Below are 22,665 nucleotides of genomic sequence, written 5' to 3'. Positions count from 1 at the left end.
CTCTGAAAACTGCGCCGGCCCCGAGCGGTCGGCCCGCGTTTCAGCGGCCTAGCCGCTTGAATCGCTCCGGGACGCCCTCGGCGCCTCCGGCGAAGCACTTCGTCCCGGCTTCGACGAAATTCTCCTTCGCTTTCGCCATTTCGTCTTCGTCGTCCAAGCCGTCAGGCGAGGCGGCGAGATGACGTGCCAGTGCTGTGGCAGATTCGTGAAAGCCAACACCGGGCTGATAGCGGCGCACGGTTACAAACGCCCCTTCGGCAGCGGGCAGACCGCTTCCTGCCGAGGCGCCCTTTTCTCTAAGTTCGAAGCAAACCGCGACCGGCTCGGGTCGTTTCTCACCGATCTCAGGAACGAGGAAGCCCGCGACGTCGCGACGATCGCAGAGGTCGAGGCCGAGCCCCCCTCGTCTATCGCATCGAGGACCGATCCAGGCCGTCCGGTCGGTATGGTCGGCTGACGAAGCAGGTCGAAGTTACGAGAGAGAACTTCGACGAAACACGTGTCATCTGCAATCTGATCATACCCATCGTGACGTTCGACCAGGTAAAAGAGCGATACATTCAAGGATCAGAGCGATCGCTCGCGGCATTGCGCCAAGCGATATCAGGGCAAAGCTCTCGCTACGAAAGCTGGTGGCAGACTCACGTTCATCGGCGATGCCAAATCATTTGGTGATCTGGACGCGGCCATCCCGCCAGGAGCGTCGATTGAATCAGGGCATCATCAAGCACGTCAATCCTGACGCAGGTTTCGGATTCATCCGCCAGGATAGCGGCTCAAGCTGATTTCTCGATCGCTTCTTGCGTAGGATGATTGCACCCGTGGCATCGAAACCCACCACATGGAATGTGTTCTTGCCTAGATCGATACCGATCGTGACAATCGTATGGGGCATGGCTTGCGCTCCTTCTCTTGCCGGGGACTTTATGTTGCCGCCGGGAGCGGCCGTGGTCGATGCCATTAACTCATATGGCGCTCGGGCCTTGCCTTTGCCGATGCACTCCACCTCGGGGGCGTGCCGCGAGTAGACCTTGGGCCCGCGCGGGCGCTGCTCTTGAAGGCGGACCTGCCGCGCGAGATCGAGCAGCGGGCCGAACCGGTCATCGAGCGCGGGATTGCCCTCGATCTTGCGGCTGATATCACGGATCACGCGGCCGAGCCGGGTTCGCAGGAATTTGAGTTCGCGCCGGGCGCGCTTGAACTGATGGGCATGGGTGTAGCGCCCCACCATGATGGTGGCACGCTCGGCTACGCGCAGATAGCTCTGACGCAGTTCGACACCCTCGCGTTTGCCCAGGTCGACCAGCTTCTCGATCGCGCGGTGGGTGAGCCGCGCATCGGTCGGATGCGCGATCGCCTTCTCCTGCACGGTGGTGTCCACCACGATCCGCTCGAGATCTTTGGTCTCGATCGCCCCGGCCCGATGCGCCACCGAGAGGCTCTCCTGCAACAACGCGGCGATCTGCTCCTCGCCCAATCGCTGGCGCCAGCGGGTCAACGACGAGCGGTCAAACGGCAGCTCGTGCCGGAACACCACTTCGCCGCAGAAATACTGGAAATACGGATTCTCTACCCACCTGTCGCACAGCGCTTCGTCCGACAGATTGTGCATATGTTTGAGGATGAACAGCCCGGCCACGAACCTCGTTGGCAGCGGCGGCTGGCCCGGCCCGATGCGACAGACCGAGCTGAAGCGCTTCGCCAGAAAATCCCAATCAATCTCCGCCGCAAGCCGCACCAGCGGATGACGAAGGTTGATGATCGCATCCAGAGAAGCCCGAAATAGGTCGTCCTGGCGATCGTCGCGCGGCTGACTCACGGCCCGTTCTCCAACAGCGAATCTTGCCGTCAAAGGAATCACGATCCACCAAAATCCGGTATCCCAAAACGCAAGAAAACCGACACCCACCCCCGGCTTTCTTGCAAAATCGAATACTTGCTCAGGTTAAATCATCGCGACGTATCAATCGCTTCCGAAATCTTCGCGGGCGACTGATGCTGCGGCAGACATTCGTTTTGGGGTTTGAGTAGACTTAGGCCGGCGCCGCGTTATCGCGCGCGCAGGCCTTGCGCCGCGCCTCGATCTTCTCGCGAGTCGCCTCGGCAATTATGTCGTTGTAGTCGGCGGTGATCTCCTCATGCAGGCGCTCAGGTGGCGAAGCCGCTATCGGCTCAGGAAGCAAATCGTCGCGCCGATCTTCGGACAGATCAAGCAGGCGCGCAGGTTCAGGCAATTCCTGCTTCGCCTCATGGCAAAGTGAAACCCGCGTGGGCGCCCATCTGTACCGCCCACAACCTCGCCAAGTACCAGAGCTATCTGGACGCTCCTAGCGTCGGGGAGTGTCCCTCGGTGTCTACGCTCCGGGGTGATGGATGAGCCGAATGTCATTGGGTCCTCCCGGCCCTGCGAGCGCGGTGTAGAGCTCGCCGTGAATGTCGTAGCGCTTTATCGGCTGCGCCGCGTCCGGCAAGAGGCCCCAGCGGCCGAGCTTCGAGATCATAGTGTACGGGGCGGGTTGGGTGCCGTGCGAAAAGCCCTCGGGAACGGCGAATGTTGCAGCATAAATATCGCGGGCCGCGGGGGGCGTCGTCTCAGCAATGGCGGACGCCGGAGCGGCTTGCTCCATCGACCGTCCAAGCAGCGCTAGTGAGGCTCGATTCGCTCGCTGCGCGCCGGGCTGCGGAACGTTTTCCGGTCGAGATCGGAGAGGAATGGCAGCGCCTGGCGGATTGAGTGGGGTGCTTCGCCTCATCGCCGCAGCGGGCACGAACAGCGCCGTGTAGCGGTCATTGTGAACGATAAAACTGTTGGATCGGCTGTCCTGGCTCGGCGGGACGTTGCTAGGGTCAAGCGCAGCGGACGCGTGCTGGTCGCCCTGCCGGAAATTGAAGGGACGAACGACCGATTCTAAATCCAGCGCTTGGTTATGGCGCGCAGTTGGCTCGCGAGACGGCGATGGGCCGGCGTCTTCCATCATCGCCCACAGCAGAGCCTGATCGTAGCCTTCCGCAGGAAGGACCAACGGCGAACCGACCACCGGGGCGAAAGGCGACGGTGCGCCGGCGTGTTCCATCAGCACGGGAGCGACTGAATTGCCGGACTCGCTCAGCTGGCGCCCAATGGCATCCCCTTCCGTATGGCTTAGTGTTCTTTGCCTCTTCGCAGGCCTCAACTCCCCGGTGTAATCCTCACCCATGAGGACCTCGTGACTTGAAGAGGGAGTGCTCCCGCTCAGTTCGTTCGCAGCCGGCTGGTAGCCGTTGCTCCAGTCGAAGTGACGAACGGCTTCTCCGGGATCCGGTGCCTGGTGATCGCGCGCGGTTGCCCCAAGTTCCAGTGCCTCGGTGAGTCTACGGTCTTCGTCAAACAGATGAGAGTAGTAGCGATCTGGAGAAACAGCGACGCCTGCGTCGGCAGTGGTATCAAGCTGCGGCACTTCGTCCAAGTACGGCTCAAACTCCGCTTGCTGCTGTTGCGGTTGTGGCACCGCGGCGTTGTAAGCGGCGAAATCCCGATCGAATGGGTTGATGCTGTTAAATGGGTCCATGTCCCTCTCGGTTTGAGTCGGTTCGTAATCCTGAGCAGATAGGGTCACGCTCTGGCTCTCGCTCTATTAGGATTAGCTGTCGACAAGCTGACGAGCGAGCCAAATTGGCCAGCCCGACTGCCACACCAGATTCTGTTGTGTGGAGTAGCATCATGGGCTTAGAAATTGTCCCAAAACAAAGTGTGTACTGAGCTGGGAAGTGTTCTGGACGATGAAATGGACCCGCGGAGCGGGACCGGTTGAACCGGCTTGTTAGTTGGAAACGATCGCTCCTAATCCCTTTTTATCACGCAGCCAGAGCTTCTGTCTGCTGCAGTTGCTGTGGGCATGTGGTCAACGCGTCAGCGTTGTCCACCATGTCGACAGCCTTCGCGGCCTGCATCCGTTCGCGCCAGACCGCTATCGGCGTGCGATAACCGAGGGACTGATGATGGCGACGATCGTTGTAGAAGGCGATCCAGCTCGCGATCCCTGCCTTGGCCTCGCCGTTCTTCATCGAGCGGCTGTGGCGGTCGCTCAAGCATGAGGGCCAACGACCGCGGCCATCCATGGAGATCTTGATCCCTGCGGCCGCCAGCGCGCCGGTGAAGGCCACGCTAGTGAATTGGCTGCCCTGGTCGGTGTTGAAAATCTCCGGCGTGCCGTACGTCGCCAGCGCCTCTTCCAGAGCCGCCACGCAGAACGAGACGTCCATCGTATTCGACAACCGCCACGCCAGAACCGCACGGCTCGCCCAGTCGATGATGGCGACGAGATAGAGAAAGCCGCGCCCGATGGGCAGATACGTGATGTCGGCCGCCCACACCTGTTTCGGCTGGTCGATCGTCATGTTGCGCAGCAGATAGGGATAGATCTTGTGCCCCGGCGCCGGCTTTGTCGTGTTCGGCTTCGGTCCCAGCGCCGCGATGCCCATCTTGCGCATCAACCGCTGCACGCACTTGCGATTAACCTGAAGCCCCTCAGCCTTCAGCATCGCGGTCATTCGCCGCGAGCCGAGGAATGACCAGGCGGGGAACAGCTTGTCGATCCGCTGCATCAGGGCAAGGTCGTTGTCGTTGGCCGGCTGTGGCGGCCGGTAGACCCCGGAACGGGCGATGCCAAGCAACATGCACTGCCGGCGGATCGACAGGGCCTGGTCGGCGCGATCGAGCATTCCTCGACGGTCCGGCGTGCTCATCTTCCGGACCTCCACGCTAAAAAATCGCACTCGACTGTCAGTTGTCCAATCTTGGCGTGCAGCTTCTCGATCTCGCGTTCGCGCGTTTCCTCGCTCTCGCGCCCGACACCCGCGTCAAAAGCCCGGCCGCCTGGTCCAGCTGCTGCTTCTTCCAGGCATGGATCTGGTTCGGGGGAGCCTCATAGCGCTGGGCCAGATCGGCCACCGTCGCCTGCTCGGCACCGCTTCCAGCACGATCTTTGCCTTCGACGCCGCGTCGATCTTCCGTCGTGTCTTCTTCGTCATCATTCCCTCCGTCTATCAAACGGAGCGGCCCTTTTCCAACTTAGCCTCTGGTCCCAAAACCGGGTCCATTTCAGCCGCGCGGGCTCCTACGCTCGCGCTCACCCGAATAATTCGAACGCGCTGAGCTTTGCAGGGCGATCAGCTCATTGCCACGGACCGCCGCGGCCGCGGCGACAAGGATGTTCTATGTTGAAATCACATCGACAAAGCCGAAAGATCCGTCGCGGGCCCCGCACGAACAGGAATGCCGCGCATCAAATCGTGTCTCGCACATTTACCGCGCGACGGCGAACTTATCGCACGTTTCGATTGTCAGACTTGAGACCACTGTCAGCAAGTCGACGCTACACTCTCTTGCGAAATGCCTGCAGAAGACGCGAATTCCGTCGGCACGCGGCTTGCTTCGCTGAAGCATCATCACCAATCGCAGTGCGGTGATCTTCGAGGCGAACTCAGCGCGCGCTGTCGTTAGTGTCTGGTTTGCCCGAACGGTCCGCCGTGCGGCGATCACTCAAGGAGCCGGGTTGTGGACCGGGAACGTGCAGGCAAATTTTTGATGCGATCGAGAGTTCTTTTGTGGGGCGCCACAACAATTGCACTCGTCGCAAGCGGTGCAGCCAAGGCGGCGGATCTTCAGCCAGAAGTGAAACTGCCGCCGGCTGTGTGGAATTGGTCGGGAGGCTATATTGGCGGGCACGTCGGCGGTGGGCACGGCCGCACCTCCTTCAGCAATCCCTACGGTCCGTCAATCTATGGTGGTGTCGTCGATACCCCAGTGTTCCTCGCAGGTGGCCAGATTGGCTACAACTGGCAGAACAACGGCTGGGTGTTTGGTGTCGAACTCGATGCCAGCGGCGCCGTCTCCGACGGCACAAACACTTGCCTCGCCGCCTCCGGCTTTATCGTGAGCGCAAACTGCAAGGCGGGTCCCAACGTCTTTGCCACCGGGACCGGTCGCGTTGGTTACGCGTTTGGCGCGCTCGGCCGCACGCTGGCTTATCTCAAGGGAGGCGTGGCCTGGCAAAACAATCGGGGCGACGTCGTCAACAATTACGAAGGCGGCTGGCCACAGGAGAAAACCCATTTCGACTATGGTCGCCTCGGTGGCATCATCGGGCTGGGCGTCGAGCAAGCGCTTACGCCTGCATGGTCGGTCAAAGCTGAGTATGACTATCTGCATTTCGGCGGGCCGAGTGTCGCAACGCCTCCGACGGTGCAAGATCCGCCGTTCGCAATTCTTCCGGCGAACACAACCAGCCTCTCCAGCAACTATCACATCGCAAAGGTCGGGTTGAACTACCATTTTGGCGCCGACCCGTGGGCGGTGCAATGGCCTGATACACCGCTGTACGCGAAAGCACCCGCCGGCGTGCCGCCGATTGCTTACACGGCCGGTTGGTCGTTCGAAGGCGGCTCACGGCTCTGGCTCAGCCGGGGAAGGTTCCAATGGGACCGCAGCGCAGTGCCCTATGGCTGGCCTCAAGACCCCAGCAAGCTTGTATCGAAGCTCACTTATGACGGACTTGACGGACTTTCCGGGGAGCTATTTGGTCGTCTCGACAGCCCGTGGGGAGTGTTCCTGAAGAGCAACGTTGGGATCGGTCGCTTCGACAAAGGAAACCACAACAATGAAGATTGGGGCATCCCGCCCTATCTCAACACGAAGTCAGGCCAGGCAAACGGGAGGTTCACGTACTACACGGCCGATGCCGGTTACGATTTCCTGCACGCCGCCAACTACAAGGTCGGGGGATTTATCGGCTGGACCTACTACGAACAGAGCTCCGACTCGAGGGGGTGTTTAGAGATAGTTGACCCGATGAATCATTCATGCCTGGCGCCGAATGACGACACGGTCGGTGGCAGCCAGAATACTCAGTGGAATGCACCTCGTGTCGGCCTAAGCTCCGAAACCATGCTCACCGAGCGTTGGCGTTTGAGCGCTGACGTCGCTTACCTGCCCTGGACCGATTTCAAGGGGCGTGACAATCATCTCATGCGCAACCAGACGACCTTTGATGAACAACGGGGCAATGGAGGCCGAGGCGTCCAGGTTGAAGGCGTCTTGTCCTACTTCATCACCAGGAACTTCAGCGTCGGCGTCGGTGGCCGCTACTGGGCGATGTGGACCAATAGGCGGAGCGACTCTTTGTGCAGCAGCAGCGGCTGCGTCGGTGAACCGACCGCACTTGCGAAGTACAGCATGGAGCGCTGGGGAACATTCATTCAGGCCTCCTACAAGTTCAATTGAAAGGGCTCGCCGCAGCCAGGCTCCAGCCTCTTCGACGGCATCTTGAAGCCGGCTTGTGACAATCAACGTCGGCGCCAACGTTTGGCGCCGACACTGTTGTTATGGCGCGGCTCGGCTCGCGTAAGTGAAGACCGGATCTTGATCAACGGCATGGACAAGGCGAGCGCAACTCCAATGCTCGGACCAAAGCTCATCTCGACGGCACAGAATGCTGGTCGACTGTTGATCCAGGACGAAACCCACATCAGCAAGCATTGACCCGCTGCGGTTGCGCAATTGTCGCTGGTTGGACACATCTGTCATGAGCGCACTCAGCGGATCAGCCGTCTTGAAATCTGGGCGCATCTTTCGCCATGACCGAATGAGCGCTGTCATGAAGATCAGGCGCCGCCGCAAAGACTTCAAACGCCGTGAGCTGCTGGTCGAGCTAGCCTCAACAACTTTCTCATAAAGCGCGCGAACATCATGGTTTTGGACCGAAGCTGTCCGCGAGAACGCGGGAACGGCATCCGTGGCTCGCAGAAATATCCGCTTCAGCGATCTAGAAAGAGAACTCCGCTGCATGTGGCGAACCTCGTCATGTGTTGACGGCGGCATCAGATTGTAAAGGAGCTGCGGCGGCATCGGTTGGGCCGGCGGCCCAAACGCTTCACAGGGAGCAGATGCCGCTGCACCTCACTGACATTCGACAGGTCGCAGCCTGTATGGAACCCGGCCAGGATGAGACTTCGGAAGTCCAGGTGGCCCGCGCACGCGAGCGTCGCCAACCCTGGAGCAGCCGGCACGTCAGCCGGGACCGAGGTTATGGTCGACGTCGATGACTAGACCTGTCCGGGCTGCAGCGCGACCTGCACGGAATCGGCGAGGGTCGGAGCGAGCGGATGGAGCTGGCGTTCAATCCGCGTTCGAGGTCGTCCGCGAAATGGCAACATGGCGCGGCCGGTGCACGCTGTGACCAGAACGAGCCGACGACAGTCGAAAGTCCGAGCACGACGACAAGAGCGGACGCGACAAGCCGCCGGCCCAGTTGACAATCCGCTTGCCCAGAACAGGGCTTGCGACCCTCAACTCAGCGAGGGGCGCATCCAATCGGCTGCACCCACCGGCATTGCAAGATCGCCGCGTTGTAGATGGCATGCAGCGCGACCCCGGTGAGAGTGGCGCATCACCAAAGGCGCAGCGAATTTTTTTAGCCGCTACGGTGAAGAATTTTCGCTCCGGATCATGGCGGCAATTCTCTATCCTCAGCGCCGCATGACTGACCGCGCGTTCGCCGGTTACTCGTGCCCAAAGGAAGGAGACCGCGATGAAAAAGAAGATTGCTGAGATCAGGACGACCATCCGCACGACCACTCCGTACAAAGGTACGGTCTAGGCCCCTCGGCGGCACGCCTTGAATAAACCTGCCTTGAGACAGGCACAGCGATGAGCATCGGAGAGTGGTCCTTCGACCACCCTCATTTGTGATGGCTCCAGGAGGGTCCATGGTTGATCTGATCCAGCTGCGCATTGCGCCGGCCATCTCGACCTCTGTCGACGTCAGCCCGATCACGATCTTGAAGACGGAACCCGGCATGGCGCCGGTGCCGACGATCAAATCGGCACTGAAGAGGCCCGCTCCACTCATATCAACCGCAGATGGCGACTGGCGGACCGGCGGCTATCTCGCGGGTTTACAAGATGTCATCGACGCCGAGTTGAGCTGGGCCACTGACCACAGGCCACAATTGGTCGAAGCGGCACAGCAATCCTTAAAGCGGCTGTTTCCTCTTCTGCACAGCGACGGCTTTACCATCCCGAAGGATCTGACCAACACTTCGAGCAAGGAGGAGCGCACGCGGTTTTATCATCACGAATACCAAAACAAACTGTTGGTCGGACTAGCGGAATTTCTGATCCAATGTGCCCGAGAACGCAATGAAAGCCGGATCATCGTCATCGATCGGGCCGCCGCCCTGTCCAATTCGACCAAGAATCTGATCAAGCTTTTCGTCAGGCTGCAAGGCCGCACGAGCCTGTTTCGATTTATCCTCATCGATTATGAACAGCGCCTCTATTTTCCCGATGCGAGCGAATTGCATTTCGGCAGATATAGTCAGGAGGAGATAGCGCCGATCCTCAGTCGGGATCTCGCTCCGGAGAAGCGGCGACAGATCTATGAGGCGAGTGGCGGCAATCCGCTGGTCGCGGAGGCTTTGAATAAATGTGAGGCGGCGGGATTGCCCGTCATTGGCTATCTCGACCCGTTAGCGATTGTGGACCTCTATTTGGCGAGCCTCACCGGCGGTGAGCGGCGTGGCCTCCTTGAATCATACATCGAGTCCAACTGCACGATCCCTGATCTGATCGCGCAGCGCAACTATGCAATTTTCGAGCACGCGACTGCGGATCATCTGCACGAGCAGCACCATCGCAGCTGCACGGATCGCTATCTCGCCGGCGAGGCGCCGCTCGTCATGCTTCATGCGCTCTCTGTGCGGGACAAATGCAAACGGCTGGAATTGCTCGCAGAACCGAGTGAGATTCTGCAGAGCATAGGGCTGTATGATCTATGGTTTAGCTATTTCGGCGAGATTTTTGCTGATCCTGCTCTCCGCGCCTATGGGTCGGGAGATGCTCCGGTGAACGCGGCATTCATCAGCGCGGCATTTGTGCTGTATTCCCTCGGATGTGGCCGGGTGTCGGTTCCCTATCTCGATCAATTCTACAAGACATTCCCCAAGAGCCAATACACACCGACCGTTCTTTATGCCCAATCGATGACTTACGGGCGCTATCAGCAGCCGGTCAACCTGACCGTGGCCGAAGAGTATGCCGTACGTAACCTCCAGACCATTGAACGCGATTTCAAGGATCACGAGAAGTATCATTACATCAAGGTCTTTGCAGAGAACGCTTATGCTTACATCAAGGCCAAACAGGAGAAGTATGACGAAGCCCTCACCCTTTGCGCAGAAGGACATGGGAAGATGCTGGAGATCTATGGCGAGAAGCGTTTCAGGCTTCACCAATCGATCCTCATCTATAATACCAGCCAGGTCTATGAACTCGTCCATGATCTGGGTCGCGCCGAAAGGCAATTGAGGGAGGCCATCGCTTGCGATCCCTATTATGGTGAATATCAAAACGACCTGGGAAATTTGCTTTCAAAGGTGCCCGGCCGTGAAGCCGAGGCTCTAAGGGCATATGCCCGCGCAATAGAGCTATGCCCGCCCTATTACGAAGCCCATCTCAACAGGGCAACACTGCGCGCCAGAACGGGGGACGCGGCTGGCGCGCTGAGTGATCTCGACAGGGCCCTTACAATCAAGCCGAACGAATGGCGCTCCTACTTCGAGCGGGGCAACATCCTGATGAGGCAAAACAAGGCGCAAGCCGCTCTACAATCCTACCTCCTGGCCTCCGAGATCAATTTCAGCAACGCCGATTTGCGAAGCAATCTCGGCCTCGCCTATTCCGAACTTGGCAAGGGTAGCGAGGCCATTACGCACTATCTTGGCGCCCTTGGAATCAATCCGCGGCACGCGCTCGCGCACAACAATCTGGCGATCGAGTATTTCAATGAGGGCTGGCTGGATCTGTCGCTTAACCACGCCACGGTTGCCGCCGAGATCGGCGGGGACCCGGACTATGTCTCTACCCGCGAACATGTCCAGACGAGGATGCAAGCCGATCTTGATTATCGCAGAGCGAGAACGCCTACGTGTGCCCTACACCCATGATGCAAGCTGCGAGCCGAACGGTGGTGGCTCGTCACTCCCGGTCAGCGATCATGCAACACGGTGTGCCTGCGAATGAGAGCCGCAACGTCGAATTTCATTGAAGATGTCTGGCAGACGCCGTCTGCGGCGCTGAAGTCCTGCAATTCCGTTTGCGATTGGGTTGACGACATTGGGGTTCGCCCCCGCCCGTGCTGCGATTTCTTCGGATCGGCCGCCCTCCACGCAGAGGTTGATAACGGGAGTCTCGAACAGTCGTTTGCCAGCGACGACATCGATCACGGCTCGAACAGCGCGGCAATTGCCTCAATACCGATCGATCTGCGTATCCCGAATGATCGTTGTTGCGATGACGTCATCGACGGCACAGTCTGGCGGCAATTGAGCGGGCCAACAGTCGTAGACGGCGCATCGGTTGGCAGGCTGGCCGGAGCTGGTGCCGTTCTACCAGGTCGCTACGCAAAGATTCCCGCGATCGAATTGGCGAGCTACTTCCGCGCTGATCCCCTTTTTTCCGAACGGCGGCCAGCCAGAGCATCTCAATCTCGTCGGCGGCCTGGAGAGACCGCGACGCCCATGGCCTCATCGAACCGATATCGCAGAACACGGCACGACGGCATTGTCTCGCTTGCGCCCCCGACCGCAGTCGAAATGTTTCAATTCAATGGCGCTTCCGTCGGGATAGGCTGGCAATGAGCATCCCGACCACACGGCGGCTCGTGTATCTGTCGCATCTCATCATTCAGATCGGTGGTTGGGCGTTCAGAATTGGCATCCTGATTGGCCTCCTTCAATCCAGTATGAGCGCTGCGGGAGTTGGCGTTGCAGTCATTTTTGTCCCTATCATGCTGGGCAGCCTCTTCCTGTCCCCCCTGGTCGACAGAAGCGACCCGCTGAACGCCATGATGATCGTCAATGGCATTCGAATTTGCGCGCTCCTTGCCATGGCTTCGACGACGGAGATTGACTCTGTTTCGTCCTACGCCTCCATCGCCGTGTTGAGTTTGGTTCAGCCTGTCTACTTGTCGGCCGAAGTCTCCTTCTTCCGCCGTATTTTATCGGAAGACAGTATGATCGCGGCGTTACGCAACCTTGCCAATATCGACTGGCTCACATATTTATTGGGCATGTTCGCGGGTACCATGCTGGTCGGTCAACTGCGCCTGTCCGGAGTTCTCGCGCTCAATATATCGGCGGTATTGCTTTCACTGATGGTGCTCTTTGCCATCAATCAACATTCAGCGAAGCTGCGATCTACACCCGGACCGTCTTCCTCCGGAACTATCTTCGATCTGACGCCGCTCTATCCCGCCTTCTTTGCGGTCTTTCTGCTTAATCTGGGTGCGGGCATCATCAACGTCTATCCTGCAATCCGTGCCACGGCAGATGGGGAGCTTGATAGAGGCGTTCTTTTGATCATCGTCCTGAGCAATGGCGCTTTCGCTCTCCTGGGGGCACTGTCGGTTAAGCCCATCTTCGATCGGCTGGGCGCCTTGCCAACAATAGCCGGCGCGGCAGCGCTGCTTGCGGCATGCTTGGTAGCCATGTCACTCGACGCCAGCCTGCCTCTGGTGATCGCGTCCAGCAGTGCAATGCTGGGGTTGGGTCAGATATTTGCGGCTGCCGCTCACACGCACATGGTTTCGTCAGTTGCGCCGGATCGGGCCGGCCGCCTTTCGGGCCTGTTTCAATGTTGCACCTACAGCGGCGTTGGAGGCAATGGCCTGCTTTTCTCGATTCTGGGTGATGAGCTTTCTTTCGGGCTGATCGTGCTGATGTGTGCGGGCAGTGCATTTCTCGCCTCCGGTGTCGCCATCTTCGCCATAGTGCGATCCACACATGTCAAAGTGTCACCTACGATCGATCGATAAATCGCAAAAGCAATCCATGCCACGGGATCAGCTATTTCTGTTACAACATCCCTTCGAAGACCCGGCTTTCCCCGGTCAAGAGTTCTACTGCTGGCACTGTGCCCTGATCGAGGGGGTGCTATCTGCGTTCCCAAGCCGGGGCGCCAACCTTGACGTGCGCCGGCTGGCTTGGGCGCGGCCAAGAACCGAGCTTGTCGAGAGGCTCGACGCCGATCATCAGTCGCTGCCCGTTCTCATTCTCGGAATGGCAAGCTCTGCGCCGCAAGTCGCAAGGTTCTTGAAGGGGCGCGCCTATGTCGACGATGCGTTCGCGATCCTTCAGCTTCTGGTTTCGCTCCACGGATTTCCAGCCCCCCACCCGTAAGGGTCTAATTGGTGAAAGCTGCTACGGAGTCAACATGTGCAGGCACACCATTCCGTAACCAGAAGAGCTGATTACGACAAAACGGCTATGCCCCGAAACGCCAGGTCCGCCGCTCGAGGAAATCCATTGTGCCCGCACCGTGACTCAAGCTCGATATCTCGTGACATTTGCATCACATGCAGAAACGACTTCGGATGGTCCTTTCCGTACCAAAAACGTGAGCCGCCAGTCGGCAATGGTGAGCGAGTTGCACACTGTCATACGGAAGCATGCGCGGACGGCATCGCACCGAATGCAGCAGCAGCCACACTCTCAATAGAATGCGCCTTTTAATCTCTCGAGTCGCGCTTCGTCAGAGGCAGTGCCAGGCTATGCTCGGCTAAGTATTTCTGCCATTGCCCAGCGCCGGAACTCCTTAACTGCGCCGATCGTTTGTGCATGCTCGCTGACCAACATGTAGATTGAGCGATTGACAGGGGTGAAGCCGAACGGAGCCACAAGTTCTCCTTTCTCGAGGTTGCTTCTGACCAGCACCTCCGGCGATATGGCCGCTCCAAGTCCGCCTTTCGCCGCCTCAATAGCCAACGAAAACGAATCAAATACAATATCGCGCGATCCACGCAAGCATATCGCTGTAGCCTTTGCCCATTCGTTCCAGGCGTCCAACTTGAGCGATTCATGTAGTAGAGGAATTGACAAAATGTCTGCTGGGCCTTTCATCGCATCGAGTGCAGCCGGCGCGCATACGGGTCCAATCACCTCGTTCGATACGTGCACCTCATCGACGGGCATCGGCTGCTTCAAGACGCCGCAAACAAACAATACGTCCAGGGCCCCAACAGCCACCGAATTTAGATCTGCGTCTGTTTTGAAAACAAACTCGATATCGGAATTCGCTTGCCGGAATCCACCAATCCGGGGCAAGAGACTGTGCGACAGGAATGTCGCGGAGCAGCCCACCACAACAGATCTTCCTGCATCAGATCTCCGCAGTTCGTAACACCCCTTCTCAAGCATCGAGAATGCGCTCTCACACCGGCGCTTCAGCTGTTCGCCATCGGACGTAAGCCGCACTCCCGCGCTGTGACGGACGAACAATCTCTTTCCGAACCAATCCTCGAGAGTACGCATCTGGTAGCTTATCGCACCCGTGGTCATGTTTAGGCCATCAGCGGCCTTTGAGAAACTTGGGAACTCGCTCACCGCCTCGAAGAGGTGAAGGCTTTTTAGAATCGGCAACTTGCGCATCTCGCTTACTTGTTCCCCTGCTTACCAGACCCATTCAACGGGTATCTTGCATGCTGGTCGCTCGGCTCTCTCGGTCCTGCCATTCTTCACTGACGATCTGCCCCCTTTAGTCTCGAGCGTATCGACGTGGAGATGTACAGCCGCCGCGAATGTCTGTGCTCTGCAAATGGAGGCTCGCAGAGATGACATTGTGCATGCGACCGCGCGAGAGCTTTGAACGGAGTTTGAGGTGAGAATAGCAAGTGTTGGGCCAACCCTAGCGTCTGCAAGACCAGGCCATCGACTGACGTTGCAGGGACTTCGCTGCACTTGATTGGGTGGCGGCCATTGCTCATCTCGAATTCGAGCACGTGGCCAGGTCGTAGGGAATTCTCAACGCCCGGCCGCTTTGAAGTGAGCAACTCCGAAGGCCGCGTCCGCAAGCTGAGCCCGAAAGGGAATGAACAGCCGACCAAAGACCGTCAGCGCAACTGGATCGCTGCGCCGCCAGGCCACGCAAAGGGACGCTCCCAAGATCAGGCCGTGCGGATAGGCCCGATCTCTGAAATCATGACGGCCGGATCGGCGCTCCCAGTGCCGGCAGATCAGCGCGATCTTGATCGGCCTTTTCCGGCGCTCCGACGCGTCGCTCGTAGTGAGCGGCCAGCTTTAACAGGCGCTTCTTGATGAACGGGTCAGCTTGCTCTGCAAGTGCCCGCACCGTCTGCGCCCTCTCTCTACAAAACTCGTCGTCCATGGCATTCCTGCTGAGATCGCAGCGGGATAGTGCCAGCTATGCGGTTGGGTGGCGTGTGACGTAGGTTACATTGCGTAGTATTTTCCCGGCAATTCCCTGGCACTTTGGAAGCAAGCGCCCGTCTCACTCAGTGACAAACGCGCCCCCCGCCCATGCGCCGTTTCGCCGGACAACATTGCACGAGGAGGTCTTTTCGGCCGAACGACAAAGGTGAAGCGGTCAGGACCGGAGGATTGGCAAGCCTGCCTTCAATGCTGCGCCATCCACCGCAACGCTTGCACGACACAGCACAGTGACAGGTGACCAGACCTGATCACGGCACTATCCAGCGAGGGATTGCGCGCGAGCTTTTGCCTGCCGGAAAGGACAGTCATGTCCGAGCCCAGCAATAATTCATGCAAATTTGTTCGATGCTGCGCGGGAATAATTGCTTTTCAACTCGCGGTCGAAGTGCCGCGCACACCTTCGAATGAGAATCGGCGACGCTGCTTCATGCTGTGCGCTGATTGGATCGGCCCTTCCCGCGGCGACGGCGTGGTCTCTGACGGCGACTTCGGGGAGCATCAAGTGATTTTGTCGCATCCGTTACCGCTTGCGCCGTGGGTTCGCTGGATAGCGGATCGATGGTTGATCGAGGTGGCTCTCTTCGAATGGCCGCAGCCGTTTCGAGCGCAGAGAGGAATTGCCGCCCCTCTTCCGTGATTTCCCAGCCAAGAGCATCCCGAAACACGAACCTGGCCGAGAAGATATTCAGGTCGGGCGCGTGTTCGGCCAGCCGCTTCATGCGATCGGTCCAGTCACGGCCGCTGTTCATCAGGATTTCGACGGCGTGCCTTATGTCGGCAACGGAAGCCCGCCCGGCAGGTTGGCCGGCCAGCACTTTCAGGACGGTCAGCTGGAAGGACACTTCCACCTCTCCGGTGGGCCGGGTGTGCAGTTTCCGGTGCAATGGATCAAGCATAGGGGCGCAACGTCAATAACATAGCGCGGTTAACCTCAACTATATTGGCTAACCGCGAGCGCTGACGTTCCAGACTTACCTCGCCGCGCGGCATCAAGGTCAACGCACCTGCTCGTTTGCCTCGAGGCGTGAAAGGCCTCGGGCATCAGGGTAGCGGATATTGCGCTCCGGCCGCGGCGCCGCCGGGCCAGTATGGTCTCTAACTGGCGGCCCCAAGCTCGGCGCGCCCTTGATCAGCTACAGCATCACTATTCGATCGGGAGCACCGGCCGACGGCATGCGCCGATCTTTGCGCGGCGTGCACCTTGACCTACGGGGTAGAATGAGTGTCCGGTTCGGACCGTTCTTAACCCACTGACAAGGAGTATCTCGCCATGCCCACAACATACCTCGCCTGAAAAGCCTCGGTTTCCTACGGGGCGCGGGTAGAACGACGGTTTTACGAGACTGTACCAGGCTGTTAGTACATCCCGTCACACATCCCAACGCTCAAAAGGAGAGAGTGGTGCGCAAAAGCGCCGTGCACCCGCGACAGGCAAAACCGAATGCACGTGCAACCGCGGACCAGGATATGCAGATGGCCGGATCGGATTAGCCAACCCGAAGATCTTCGGCTGACATCTTGCCTGAGCGACCAGTCTTCAGCTCGTAGCTCACCCGGGCTCCCTCTTCGAGAGTGGTGTAGCCGGCCTTTTCGACGGCGCTAATGTGCACGAAGACGTCAGGACTTCCATCCTCCGGCCTAATGAAGCCATACCCTTTGTTCGAATTGAACCATTTTACAATACCCATTGCCACGGCACCGTCTCCATAAACGAACGACTGTGATCTAACGAAAAGTCTCGCAGCCATCAAGGTCGGCGGCAAGAGGACCCACGGCCTGGCTGCGGATATCTGACGTCCACGACTTCTTTTGCCGCGAGGCTGACGCGAGCGCCGCTGGGTGCGGGCCGCGAGGCCTTAGCTTCGAGGATACTTCGCTTTGAGGCGTTAAGGGCCTGGACGGTGTTTTGGCCTGGTGTCATTCGGCGTACTTAACCGGTTGCAGGAAAGTTGCAGAGTAGAGACAATGCCGCGCTCATCGAGAACCGTGCTGGAGCGGATCGCTTGGTCACCCCTGCAGAACCACGCGGCCATGAACTCCTTCGCGCAGCCCGGAGCAGGATCACCAAGCTGGTCCGCACTTACTTTGAATGTACATTCGTCCTGACCACCACAGGCTGCGGCAAGCGCACGCGTGGCATTGCCGCGGGCTGAGACCCAACGGCAGTTGCCGCCATACGTGCCGGCAACCACTGAAATACCTGGCTGCGTTACGGCATCACGGGTTTCAGCTCGCAGCGCATACGTGGCGGCCGCGACGATCAGGGTGACAAAGCCCACACCACCCCATCGAACCAGCTGCCCGCGCTGTTTTGGCGAGGCCGCTTGAAAGCATCCACGAATGAGCTTTCTTGCGGGCACCTCGAAACCGAAATGCAGCAGGATAGCGATGCAAGTCGCTAGCGTGAAAGCCAGTGCGAGCGCAGCGAGATGGCCGAACAGTTCGCTACCGGTTTCCCAACGCACCACCGGAAAGCGCTGATAGATGATGAGATGCACGAGATAAAGGGCAAAGCTTGCTTCTCCCAGGAAGACAAGCCACCTTGCCGACAACAACCGTCCTGCACTGCTGACGGGCTGAGCTGCCGCGATAAGAATGAGCGCGACCGGCGCCGCCAGCGCGATATTGTTGCGGGCAATATCGAACAAGCTCATTGAGGCCCCAAACGGCGGTTTATGGGCGGTAAACCAGAAAACCCAGGCCATCGCGACGACACCGATCACTACGGCGGTATCAAGCAGAGCGCGAGGTGGTCTAAAATCCTGAGCCAGCCACAGTTCATGGAGTTTCGCCAAACAACAGCCGAGGACAAATTCCCATACCCTGCAAAACGGCGCGAAGTAGACGATCCAAAGGATGAGACTGTTTTTCCAGTTCGGCAGCGCCGCCTCCGTCCCATAGGCATGAAGCGCAAACAGGTTGATCCGACTCTGAAGCATTAACACCGCAGCGTCGAGACCCAACTCGATTGTGATGGCTCCAATCGCGCACAGGATCGCAGCGGGCACAGTTCGGATCCGCGCAAGTAGCGGACAAAGAAACGGAAAAGCGAGATAGAAGAACCATTCGGTACTCACTGACCAACTGACGATGCCGATCGGCTCATACTGCCAGACGGGCGCGACACCAGCTACGTTCGCGAAGAACCAGGTCTGAATCATTCCAAGCTGAAAAGGGACAATGTGCGAGGAAAATCCCTCCGCCGCCCTCGGCGTTCCAAGAAGCCACGGCCAGACCATCGGACCGGTCAAGAGTTCAACAAGGAACAGAACAACAAAGAGCGGATAGATTCGCGCTATGCGCGCCACGAGAAATTGCGGGATCGCCTTCCGCGGGCTGTCGGCAATCGAGGTGCCATAGTTGTATTGAATAACAAACCCGCTCAGCGTGAAGAAGACGGACATTCCGAAGAGGCCTAGTGTCCCGATACTGATATCGAGTGTCAGGCTCGTTCCCTCCAAGAACAAGCTACCGCCGTGAGACACTGCTACCGCCGCTGCTGCGATAAACCGGATGCCGGTCAACGCGGGTATCTGCTTCACCATCGATATCGCTCGTCAGTCGCGGCAGTGGGTATCAATTTGGCGGTCGATGGGAATAAGAGCAGTCCAACCACAGCCTAAAACTGTCGTTTCAAGAAGGAGAGCAGAGGAGAAGCAAAGAGCGCAGAAATCGCATGGCGCGTCACATCCGGCGGCGCTCCGCTTAACTCCTTCGGTTGTTAAACGCGCTCGATGCGCCTGCGCAGCTTAACGAACGGTCGGTTGAAACTGAACCTCTGCCTTCTGGTAGGTGACGCGGTATCGTCGGTCAGGTCCGTGCTCGATCACCTCTAACGCAAGGCGCGGGCCCTCTAATCGATGAGCGACATATTCGGGGAGCCATGCATTGCGTCTTAGAAATATTCCTGAATGGTCGGTCGTTAGCCACGTAATTTCCCTCCATGCGAAACCGGAGGCCAGGCAACGGATGGGCGATTGCGCCGCGCCAGTTCATTCGGACGTTGTGGGAAGCCGGCCGGCCAAGCTCGAAACTGAAAAATCGTTACGAGAACAGCGATGCGCAGCGTTCGCCCCTGATTGCATGGACCGCTTCAAGCGGCTCGTCGTCGTTCTCGATCGCGCAGCTTCCCTCGATCGTCCCGATTCCCAGGTCGGAACCGACGACGAGCGTGCGTATCCTTCATGGAAGGCGCATTTCGCGAACGACATCGAAGGGACGAGATTTTGCGCCGATACGGCCCGCGGCGGCCATGCGGGCTGGCCGTGGGTGAGCGCCAAGCCTTGCCGCGAACTGTTCTGCAACGGTCCGGCGCCCCAGCGGCAATCCGCAACCGTCGCTCACTGCGCGCAAGATAAACGAGAGCAGCGGCTAAGAACGTCGCCGCTCGCATCACTGCTATACGTCGCAAGAGGTTTCTGAATTCCGCGCATAGGCCCTCAGTCACCCGATGTTACGGAAGGAGGGCAAAGCGCCTTTTCTCGTTCGCGCGGCAGTGGGCGAACAATACCACGTGGCTCCTCTATGCGGTGTCTTCAGGGAAAGATGGCGGCTGGCTTCGGAAATAACTTCGCCCCACGGACCTACCGCCGCCCCGTGAGCGCCTCCTCTTGAAAAATGCTATCAGAAATTCGACTTTGATAGCACCGTAGTCAGTCTCCGGAGGACGCCATCATGGCCGCTGTCACCATCCGCAACCTTTCCGAGGAGGCGCATCGCGCCCTGAAAGTCCGCGCGGCGCAGCACAATCGCAGCGCGGAAGCGGAAATGCGCGCCATTCTGGAGGCCGCCGTGCGTCCCGATGGCCGGCTACAGCTCGGCACCGCCCTTTCGGAGATGAGCCGGAAGATCGGCCTCACCAATGCCGATGTCGATGCACTTGAACATGGCCGCGACGCGCGTGCCGCTGAGCCGATGCGCTTCGAATGATCCTACTCGATACCAGTGTGGTCTCCGAGGCGATGAAGCCCGAACCGCATCCATCGGTCCGTGACTGGCTCGACGCCCAGGCGGCCGAGACGCTGTTTCTCTCCAGCGTCACCATCGCCGAACTATTGTTCGGCATCGGCGCGCTGCCGCGCGGCAAGCGCAACGACAGGCTGGGAGCTGCGCTCGACTGCGTGCCGGACCGGTTCATGGCCCGCATCCTGCCCTTCGATACCACCGCGGCGCGCGCTATGCCGAACTCGAAGCGCGCGCGGCCGGAAAGGACTTCCCCACGCCGCTGGCTATATCGCCGCAATCGCCGCCGCGCACGGATTTGCCGTGGCATCGCGCGACACAAGTGCGTTCAATGCCGCCGCTCTGACGATGATCGATCCCTGGACCGCGGCCAACCGATAGGGTGTTGAGCGTGCGCGTACCGTGACGGCAAAACCGGATCTGGATAAAAACCACCCCCTTCCGCCGGCGCCTCGCGCGTAGTAAGGCATGCAATCGCCCTCTGATTGAGGCTTGATCGCGGTATATTAAAGCCGCTTAAAGCGATTGGCCGGCATTATGCCGCGAACCATTTTGCCTAACGAACATGCGGGCTCCGCCGAGAGATCCCCTATGTGGTGTGAGGAAAGACACGGTATCGCTACTGCCATGGGGCTACAGCACTCAGTCCCTCAAGGCCGTGGCCTGAGAACGACGGTCTTACATCTTGTCCGGCTCCAAGCCAGTATCGGCTAAATCGGCCAAGCAAGGCGCGCAGACCAGCTCCCTCAGACCTCGCCTGAACGCCTTGGACACTGAAGGGCAATCGGTCGAAGAGCAGAAGAACAGCTTGCTGCTGCCGACGATCAGGGCAGAACAATTGCCCTCCATCCCGCCGCGATCCGGAACTATCTGGCAGACGTTGAGGCTCTCGGATCGGCACTCGACGATGAAAGGCCATCCAAGCGTCCCGAGCTGATTGCCCCTCTACGCCGGCGTTCGTGGTGCATGATGAGCTCGGCGCAAAAGGTGCATTCGATGTCGAGATCAAAGGCCGATTGCAGGAACTGTTAGGCGCACCGTTCTTGCGAGGTTCCCTGGCTGGGAGACCGCTTGGTAGCGGGGGTGCAAATACGCCAAAACCCGGGAAGAAGACTTCTTCTCAACGACTTATTGAGTGGCCAAGCGGGGTCCGTCAGACTCTTGTTTACAAAAACGTCGGGGCTTCGGCGTGCCATCGCACGAGACCGTCGATATCTACCAAAACGATTTTTTCCGACAGCACAGCAGATTCTTTCGCCTCCTCGGTAAACGTAGACGTGGAGACAACGTAGCCCCGAAGTGCGCCCTGCTCTTCAATCACGCCCTTGAACTGTTGGATAGTCGGCCGCCCCACCCGGTTTGCGGAGGAGTTCCGCTTGCATTGAACGATAATCAAACCATCAGGGTGAACGGCGAAGCCATCGACGCCGAAGTCATTTGAGTTCCGCGTCGCCCAGGCCTCGAAGCCCGCCGCGTCGAAAAAGCTCATCGTGTGACGCTCGAAGTGAAAAGGGTCCATGCTGAGCAGATAAGCACGAAGAGCCGACTCTTCGGGAGGAACTGCGAACCGGGTGGGATCCATGGGCTGCTCTCTCATCGCAGCCTTCATTTGAGCGCTAGCTCGACGCAAGCGCTCATCTTGGACTATGGCGTCAATGATTTCGGCAATGTGGGGCCGCGCGTCCGGGTTTGTAACGACGGCTTCGATGATGGACGTAATGCCTGCTGTACCGAGAAAAATCAGCAACAGCACCGGTACACCGACAGCGCCGCCAAACGCTGCAACTCCGGCGGCGTGTCCTCCGACCAACGGGATGGCGGCCAACGTCGCGGGAAGAGCGATCTTCATCGACAACGGCAGATCAGAGTTCCGGTAGTTTGACACAGCCTCCGAAACGTTCTTTGCAATCGCAACGATTGTCGCTCGCGAATTAACGAGTGAATTCAATTCCTTGAATTTTGCTGTCGAGCTCAAATCACTCCCGATGACAGCGCGAGATTCGCTAAGCCATCCAGTGCGGCGACCGCCAAGCGTATTCAGAGCAACATGAAATTGGGCACGGCATTTCTTGATATTGACTTCGCAGTTCCACCGCGCGTCAGCATGAAGTTCGTAAACTCGAAGGAAGGCAATAGAGAAGAGCCGCGCGATCTGGATGACCCGGAAATCGCCTGCAAATGACCAAGCGTCCAGTTTAAACCGCTCGCTAGAATAGAACTAAGAAACTTCAAGAAGCTCGGAATCTTCGCTCCGCCATAGCCATTGTCTCGTCGTACCTCAAACAAGCAAGACCGTGTATAGTACGTTGCGGATTTGGGCTCCCTCGCAGGAGTCCCCGGCAAGCCACGCTGGCTCACCTGGTGTCCAAATTGCCGCTGGCCTGAGAAGTGAGGGTAAGCGGCCCGCGGTGTCCGGTTCGTTCGCAGCCGTGGCACCGT

17 protein-coding genes and 4 pseudogenes are annotated in these 22,665 nt (G+C 58.8%); 11 read left to right on the top strand and 10 right to left on the bottom strand.

Annotated features, from left to right (window positions below; all coding sequences use genetic code 11):
* Positions 1-205 precede the first annotated feature (205 nt).
* Positions 206-457, top strand: coding sequence for a hypothetical protein (locus AAFG13_RS37810; protein ID WP_342710074.1), 252 nt, complete (start codon positions 206-208; stop codon positions 455-457).
* A 312-nt stretch (positions 458-769) separates the two neighbouring features.
* Here AAFG13_RS37810 and AAFG13_RS37805 read toward each other — a convergent pair.
* Together AAFG13_RS37805 and AAFG13_RS37800 are read right to left on the bottom strand one after the other, a co-directional pair.
* Positions 770-1,819: pseudogene (locus AAFG13_RS37805) on the bottom strand (IS5 family transposase); the annotation flags it as partial.
* Between the two features lie 214 nt (positions 1,820-2,033).
* Positions 2,034-2,234 carry a hypothetical protein gene (locus tag AAFG13_RS37800; RefSeq protein ID WP_342713582.1) on the bottom strand — a complete coding sequence of 67 codons (201 nt, stop codon included), beginning with the start codon at positions 2,232-2,234 and terminating at the stop codon, positions 2,034-2,036.
* On the opposite strand from AAFG13_RS37800, the pseudogene AAFG13_RS37795 reads away from it, so the two are divergent.
* Positions 2,136-2,377, top strand: a pseudogene (locus AAFG13_RS37795) (transposase); the annotation flags it as partial. The gene AAFG13_RS37800 and the pseudogene AAFG13_RS37795 sit on opposite strands and share 99 nt — an antisense overlap.
* On the opposite strand, the gene AAFG13_RS37790 reads toward AAFG13_RS37795, so the two are convergent.
* Together AAFG13_RS37790 and AAFG13_RS37785 are read right to left on the bottom strand one after the other, a co-directional pair.
* On the bottom strand, positions 2,355-3,548 hold the full coding sequence (locus tag AAFG13_RS37790) for a hypothetical protein (RefSeq protein WP_342710073.1): 1,194 nt from the start codon (positions 3,546-3,548) through the stop codon (positions 2,355-2,357). The pseudogene AAFG13_RS37795 and the gene AAFG13_RS37790 sit on opposite strands and share 23 nt — an antisense overlap.
* A gap of 403 nt (positions 3,549-3,951) precedes the next feature.
* Positions 3,952-5,010, bottom strand: a pseudogene (locus AAFG13_RS37785) (IS3 family transposase); the annotation flags it as partial.
* Between the two features lie 526 nt (positions 5,011-5,536).
* Between AAFG13_RS37785 and AAFG13_RS37780 the strand changes: the two are divergent.
* From AAFG13_RS37780 to AAFG13_RS37760, 5 genes are all read left to right on the top strand, one after another.
* A complete protein-coding gene (locus tag AAFG13_RS37780) occupies positions 5,537-7,261 on the top strand; it encodes an outer membrane beta-barrel protein (protein WP_342710072.1) in 1,725 nt (574 codons plus the stop codon).
* A 1,484-nt stretch (positions 7,262-8,745) separates the two neighbouring features.
* Positions 8,746-10,983: a tetratricopeptide repeat protein gene (locus AAFG13_RS37775; RefSeq protein WP_342710071.1), complete on the top strand. Its 2,238-nt coding sequence runs from the start codon at positions 8,746-8,748 to the stop codon at positions 10,981-10,983.
* Positions 10,984-11,055: 72 nt separating this feature from the next.
* Positions 11,056-11,676 carry a hypothetical protein gene (locus AAFG13_RS37770; RefSeq protein WP_342710070.1) on the top strand — a complete coding sequence of 207 codons (621 nt, stop codon included), beginning with the start codon at positions 11,056-11,058 and terminating at the stop codon, positions 11,674-11,676.
* A complete protein-coding gene (locus AAFG13_RS37765; protein WP_342710069.1) occupies positions 11,673-12,851 on the top strand; it encodes an MFS transporter in 1,179 nt (392 codons plus the stop codon). Before AAFG13_RS37770 ends, AAFG13_RS37765 begins: the two co-directional genes overlap by 4 nt.
* Entirely contained in the window at positions 12,820-13,215 is a 396-nt protein-coding gene (locus AAFG13_RS37760; protein ID WP_342710068.1) for a DUF3088 domain-containing protein, read from the top strand. Before AAFG13_RS37765 ends, AAFG13_RS37760 begins: the two co-directional genes overlap by 32 nt.
* Before the next feature lie 369 nt (positions 13,216-13,584).
* Here AAFG13_RS37760 and AAFG13_RS37755 read toward each other — a convergent pair whose 3' ends face one another.
* The 5 genes from AAFG13_RS37755 to AAFG13_RS37735 form a co-directional block, all read right to left on the bottom strand.
* A complete protein-coding gene (locus AAFG13_RS37755; protein WP_342710067.1) occupies positions 13,585-14,463 on the bottom strand; it encodes a LysR substrate-binding domain-containing protein in 879 nt (292 codons plus the stop codon).
* 547 nt (positions 14,464-15,010) lie between these two features.
* The gene (locus AAFG13_RS37750; RefSeq protein ID WP_342710066.1) at positions 15,011-15,199 is read right to left on the bottom strand and encodes a hypothetical protein; all 189 of its coding nucleotides are present in this window, start codon (positions 15,197-15,199) and stop codon (positions 15,011-15,013) included.
* 490 nt (positions 15,200-15,689) lie between these two features.
* Positions 15,690-16,106 (bottom strand): hypothetical protein, encoded by a 417-nt coding sequence (locus AAFG13_RS37745; RefSeq protein ID WP_342710065.1) that lies wholly within the window; start codon positions 16,104-16,106, stop codon positions 15,690-15,692.
* A 645-nt stretch (positions 16,107-16,751) separates the two neighbouring features.
* On the bottom strand, positions 16,752-16,958 hold the full coding sequence (locus tag AAFG13_RS37740; protein ID WP_342710064.1) for a cold-shock protein: 207 nt from the start codon (positions 16,956-16,958) through the stop codon (positions 16,752-16,754).
* A 192-nt stretch (positions 16,959-17,150) separates the two neighbouring features.
* Complete coding sequence (locus tag AAFG13_RS37735) at positions 17,151-18,809, bottom strand: acyltransferase family protein (protein ID WP_342710063.1); 1,659 nt, start codon at positions 18,807-18,809, stop codon at positions 17,151-17,153.
* Positions 18,810-19,152: 343 nt separating this feature from the next.
* On the opposite strand from AAFG13_RS37735, the gene AAFG13_RS37730 reads away from it, so the two are divergent.
* The 3 genes and pseudogenes from AAFG13_RS37730 (at position 19,153) to AAFG13_RS37720 (ending at position 20,607) form a co-directional block, all read left to right on the top strand.
* Positions 19,153-19,686, top strand: a complete 534-nt coding sequence (locus tag AAFG13_RS37730) for a hypothetical protein (protein ID WP_342710062.1) — start codon at positions 19,153-19,155, stop codon at positions 19,684-19,686.
* Between the two features lie 252 nt (positions 19,687-19,938).
* The gene (locus AAFG13_RS37725) at positions 19,939-20,193 is read left to right on the top strand and encodes a plasmid stabilization protein (protein ID WP_342710061.1); all 255 of its coding nucleotides are present in this window, start codon (positions 19,939-19,941) and stop codon (positions 20,191-20,193) included.
* Positions 20,190-20,607 (top strand): annotated as a pseudogene (locus AAFG13_RS37720) (PIN domain-containing protein). The gene AAFG13_RS37725 and the pseudogene AAFG13_RS37720 overlap by 4 nt, the downstream one beginning before the upstream one ends.
* Before the next feature lie 784 nt (positions 20,608-21,391).
* Here the strand turns inward: AAFG13_RS37720 and AAFG13_RS37715 are convergent.
* Positions 21,392-22,201, bottom strand: coding sequence for a restriction endonuclease (locus AAFG13_RS37715; protein ID WP_342710060.1), 810 nt, complete (start codon positions 22,199-22,201; stop codon positions 21,392-21,394).
* 72 nt (positions 22,202-22,273) lie between these two features.
* Between AAFG13_RS37715 and AAFG13_RS37710 the strand changes: the two genes are divergently transcribed.
* Positions 22,274-22,408, top strand: coding sequence for a hypothetical protein (locus AAFG13_RS37710; protein WP_342710059.1), 135 nt, complete (start codon positions 22,274-22,276; stop codon positions 22,406-22,408).
* Positions 22,409-22,665 lie beyond the last annotated feature (257 nt).

The sequence above is a fragment of the Bradyrhizobium sp. B124 genome (assembly GCF_038967635.1).
Classification (GTDB): Bacteria; Pseudomonadota; Alphaproteobacteria; order Rhizobiales; family Xanthobacteraceae; genus Bradyrhizobium.
The sequence above is the reverse complement of the archived record's forward strand: the minus strand, read 5'-3'. Positions and strand labels throughout refer to the sequence as shown.

What these genes read in the sequence shown, in the direction of transcription:
- AAFG13_RS37790 (WP_342710073.1), bottom strand. Translation starts at nt 3,548, where the DNA reads ATGGACCCATTTAACAGCATCAACCCATTCGATCGGGATTTCGCCGCT.
- AAFG13_RS37775 (WP_342710071.1), top strand. Translation starts at nt 8,746, where the DNA reads ATGGTTGATCTGATCCAGCTGCGCATTGCGCCGGCCATCTCGACCTCT.
- AAFG13_RS37770 (WP_342710070.1), top strand. Translation starts at nt 11,056, where the DNA reads ATGAGAGCCGCAACGTCGAATTTCATTGAAGATGTCTGGCAGACGCCG.
- AAFG13_RS37765 (WP_342710069.1), top strand. Translation starts at nt 11,673, where the DNA reads ATGAGCATCCCGACCACACGGCGGCTCGTGTATCTGTCGCATCTCATC.
- AAFG13_RS37760 (WP_342710068.1), top strand. Translation starts at nt 12,820, where the DNA reads ATGTCAAAGTGTCACCTACGATCGATCGATAAATCGCAAAAGCAATCC.
- AAFG13_RS37755 (WP_342710067.1), bottom strand. Translation starts at nt 14,463, where the DNA reads ATGCGCAAGTTGCCGATTCTAAAAAGCCTTCACCTCTTCGAGGCGGTG.
- AAFG13_RS37750 (WP_342710066.1), bottom strand. Translation starts at nt 15,199, where the DNA reads ATGGACGACGAGTTTTGTAGAGAGAGGGCGCAGACGGTGCGGGCACTT.
- AAFG13_RS37735 (WP_342710063.1), bottom strand. Translation starts at nt 18,809, where the DNA reads ATGGTGAAGCAGATACCCGCGTTGACCGGCATCCGGTTTATCGCAGCA.
- AAFG13_RS37725 (WP_342710061.1), top strand. Translation starts at nt 19,939, where the DNA reads ATGGCCGCTGTCACCATCCGCAACCTTTCCGAGGAGGCGCATCGCGCC.
- AAFG13_RS37710 (WP_342710059.1), top strand. Translation starts at nt 22,274, where the DNA reads ATGAAATTGGGCACGGCATTTCTTGATATTGACTTCGCAGTTCCACCG.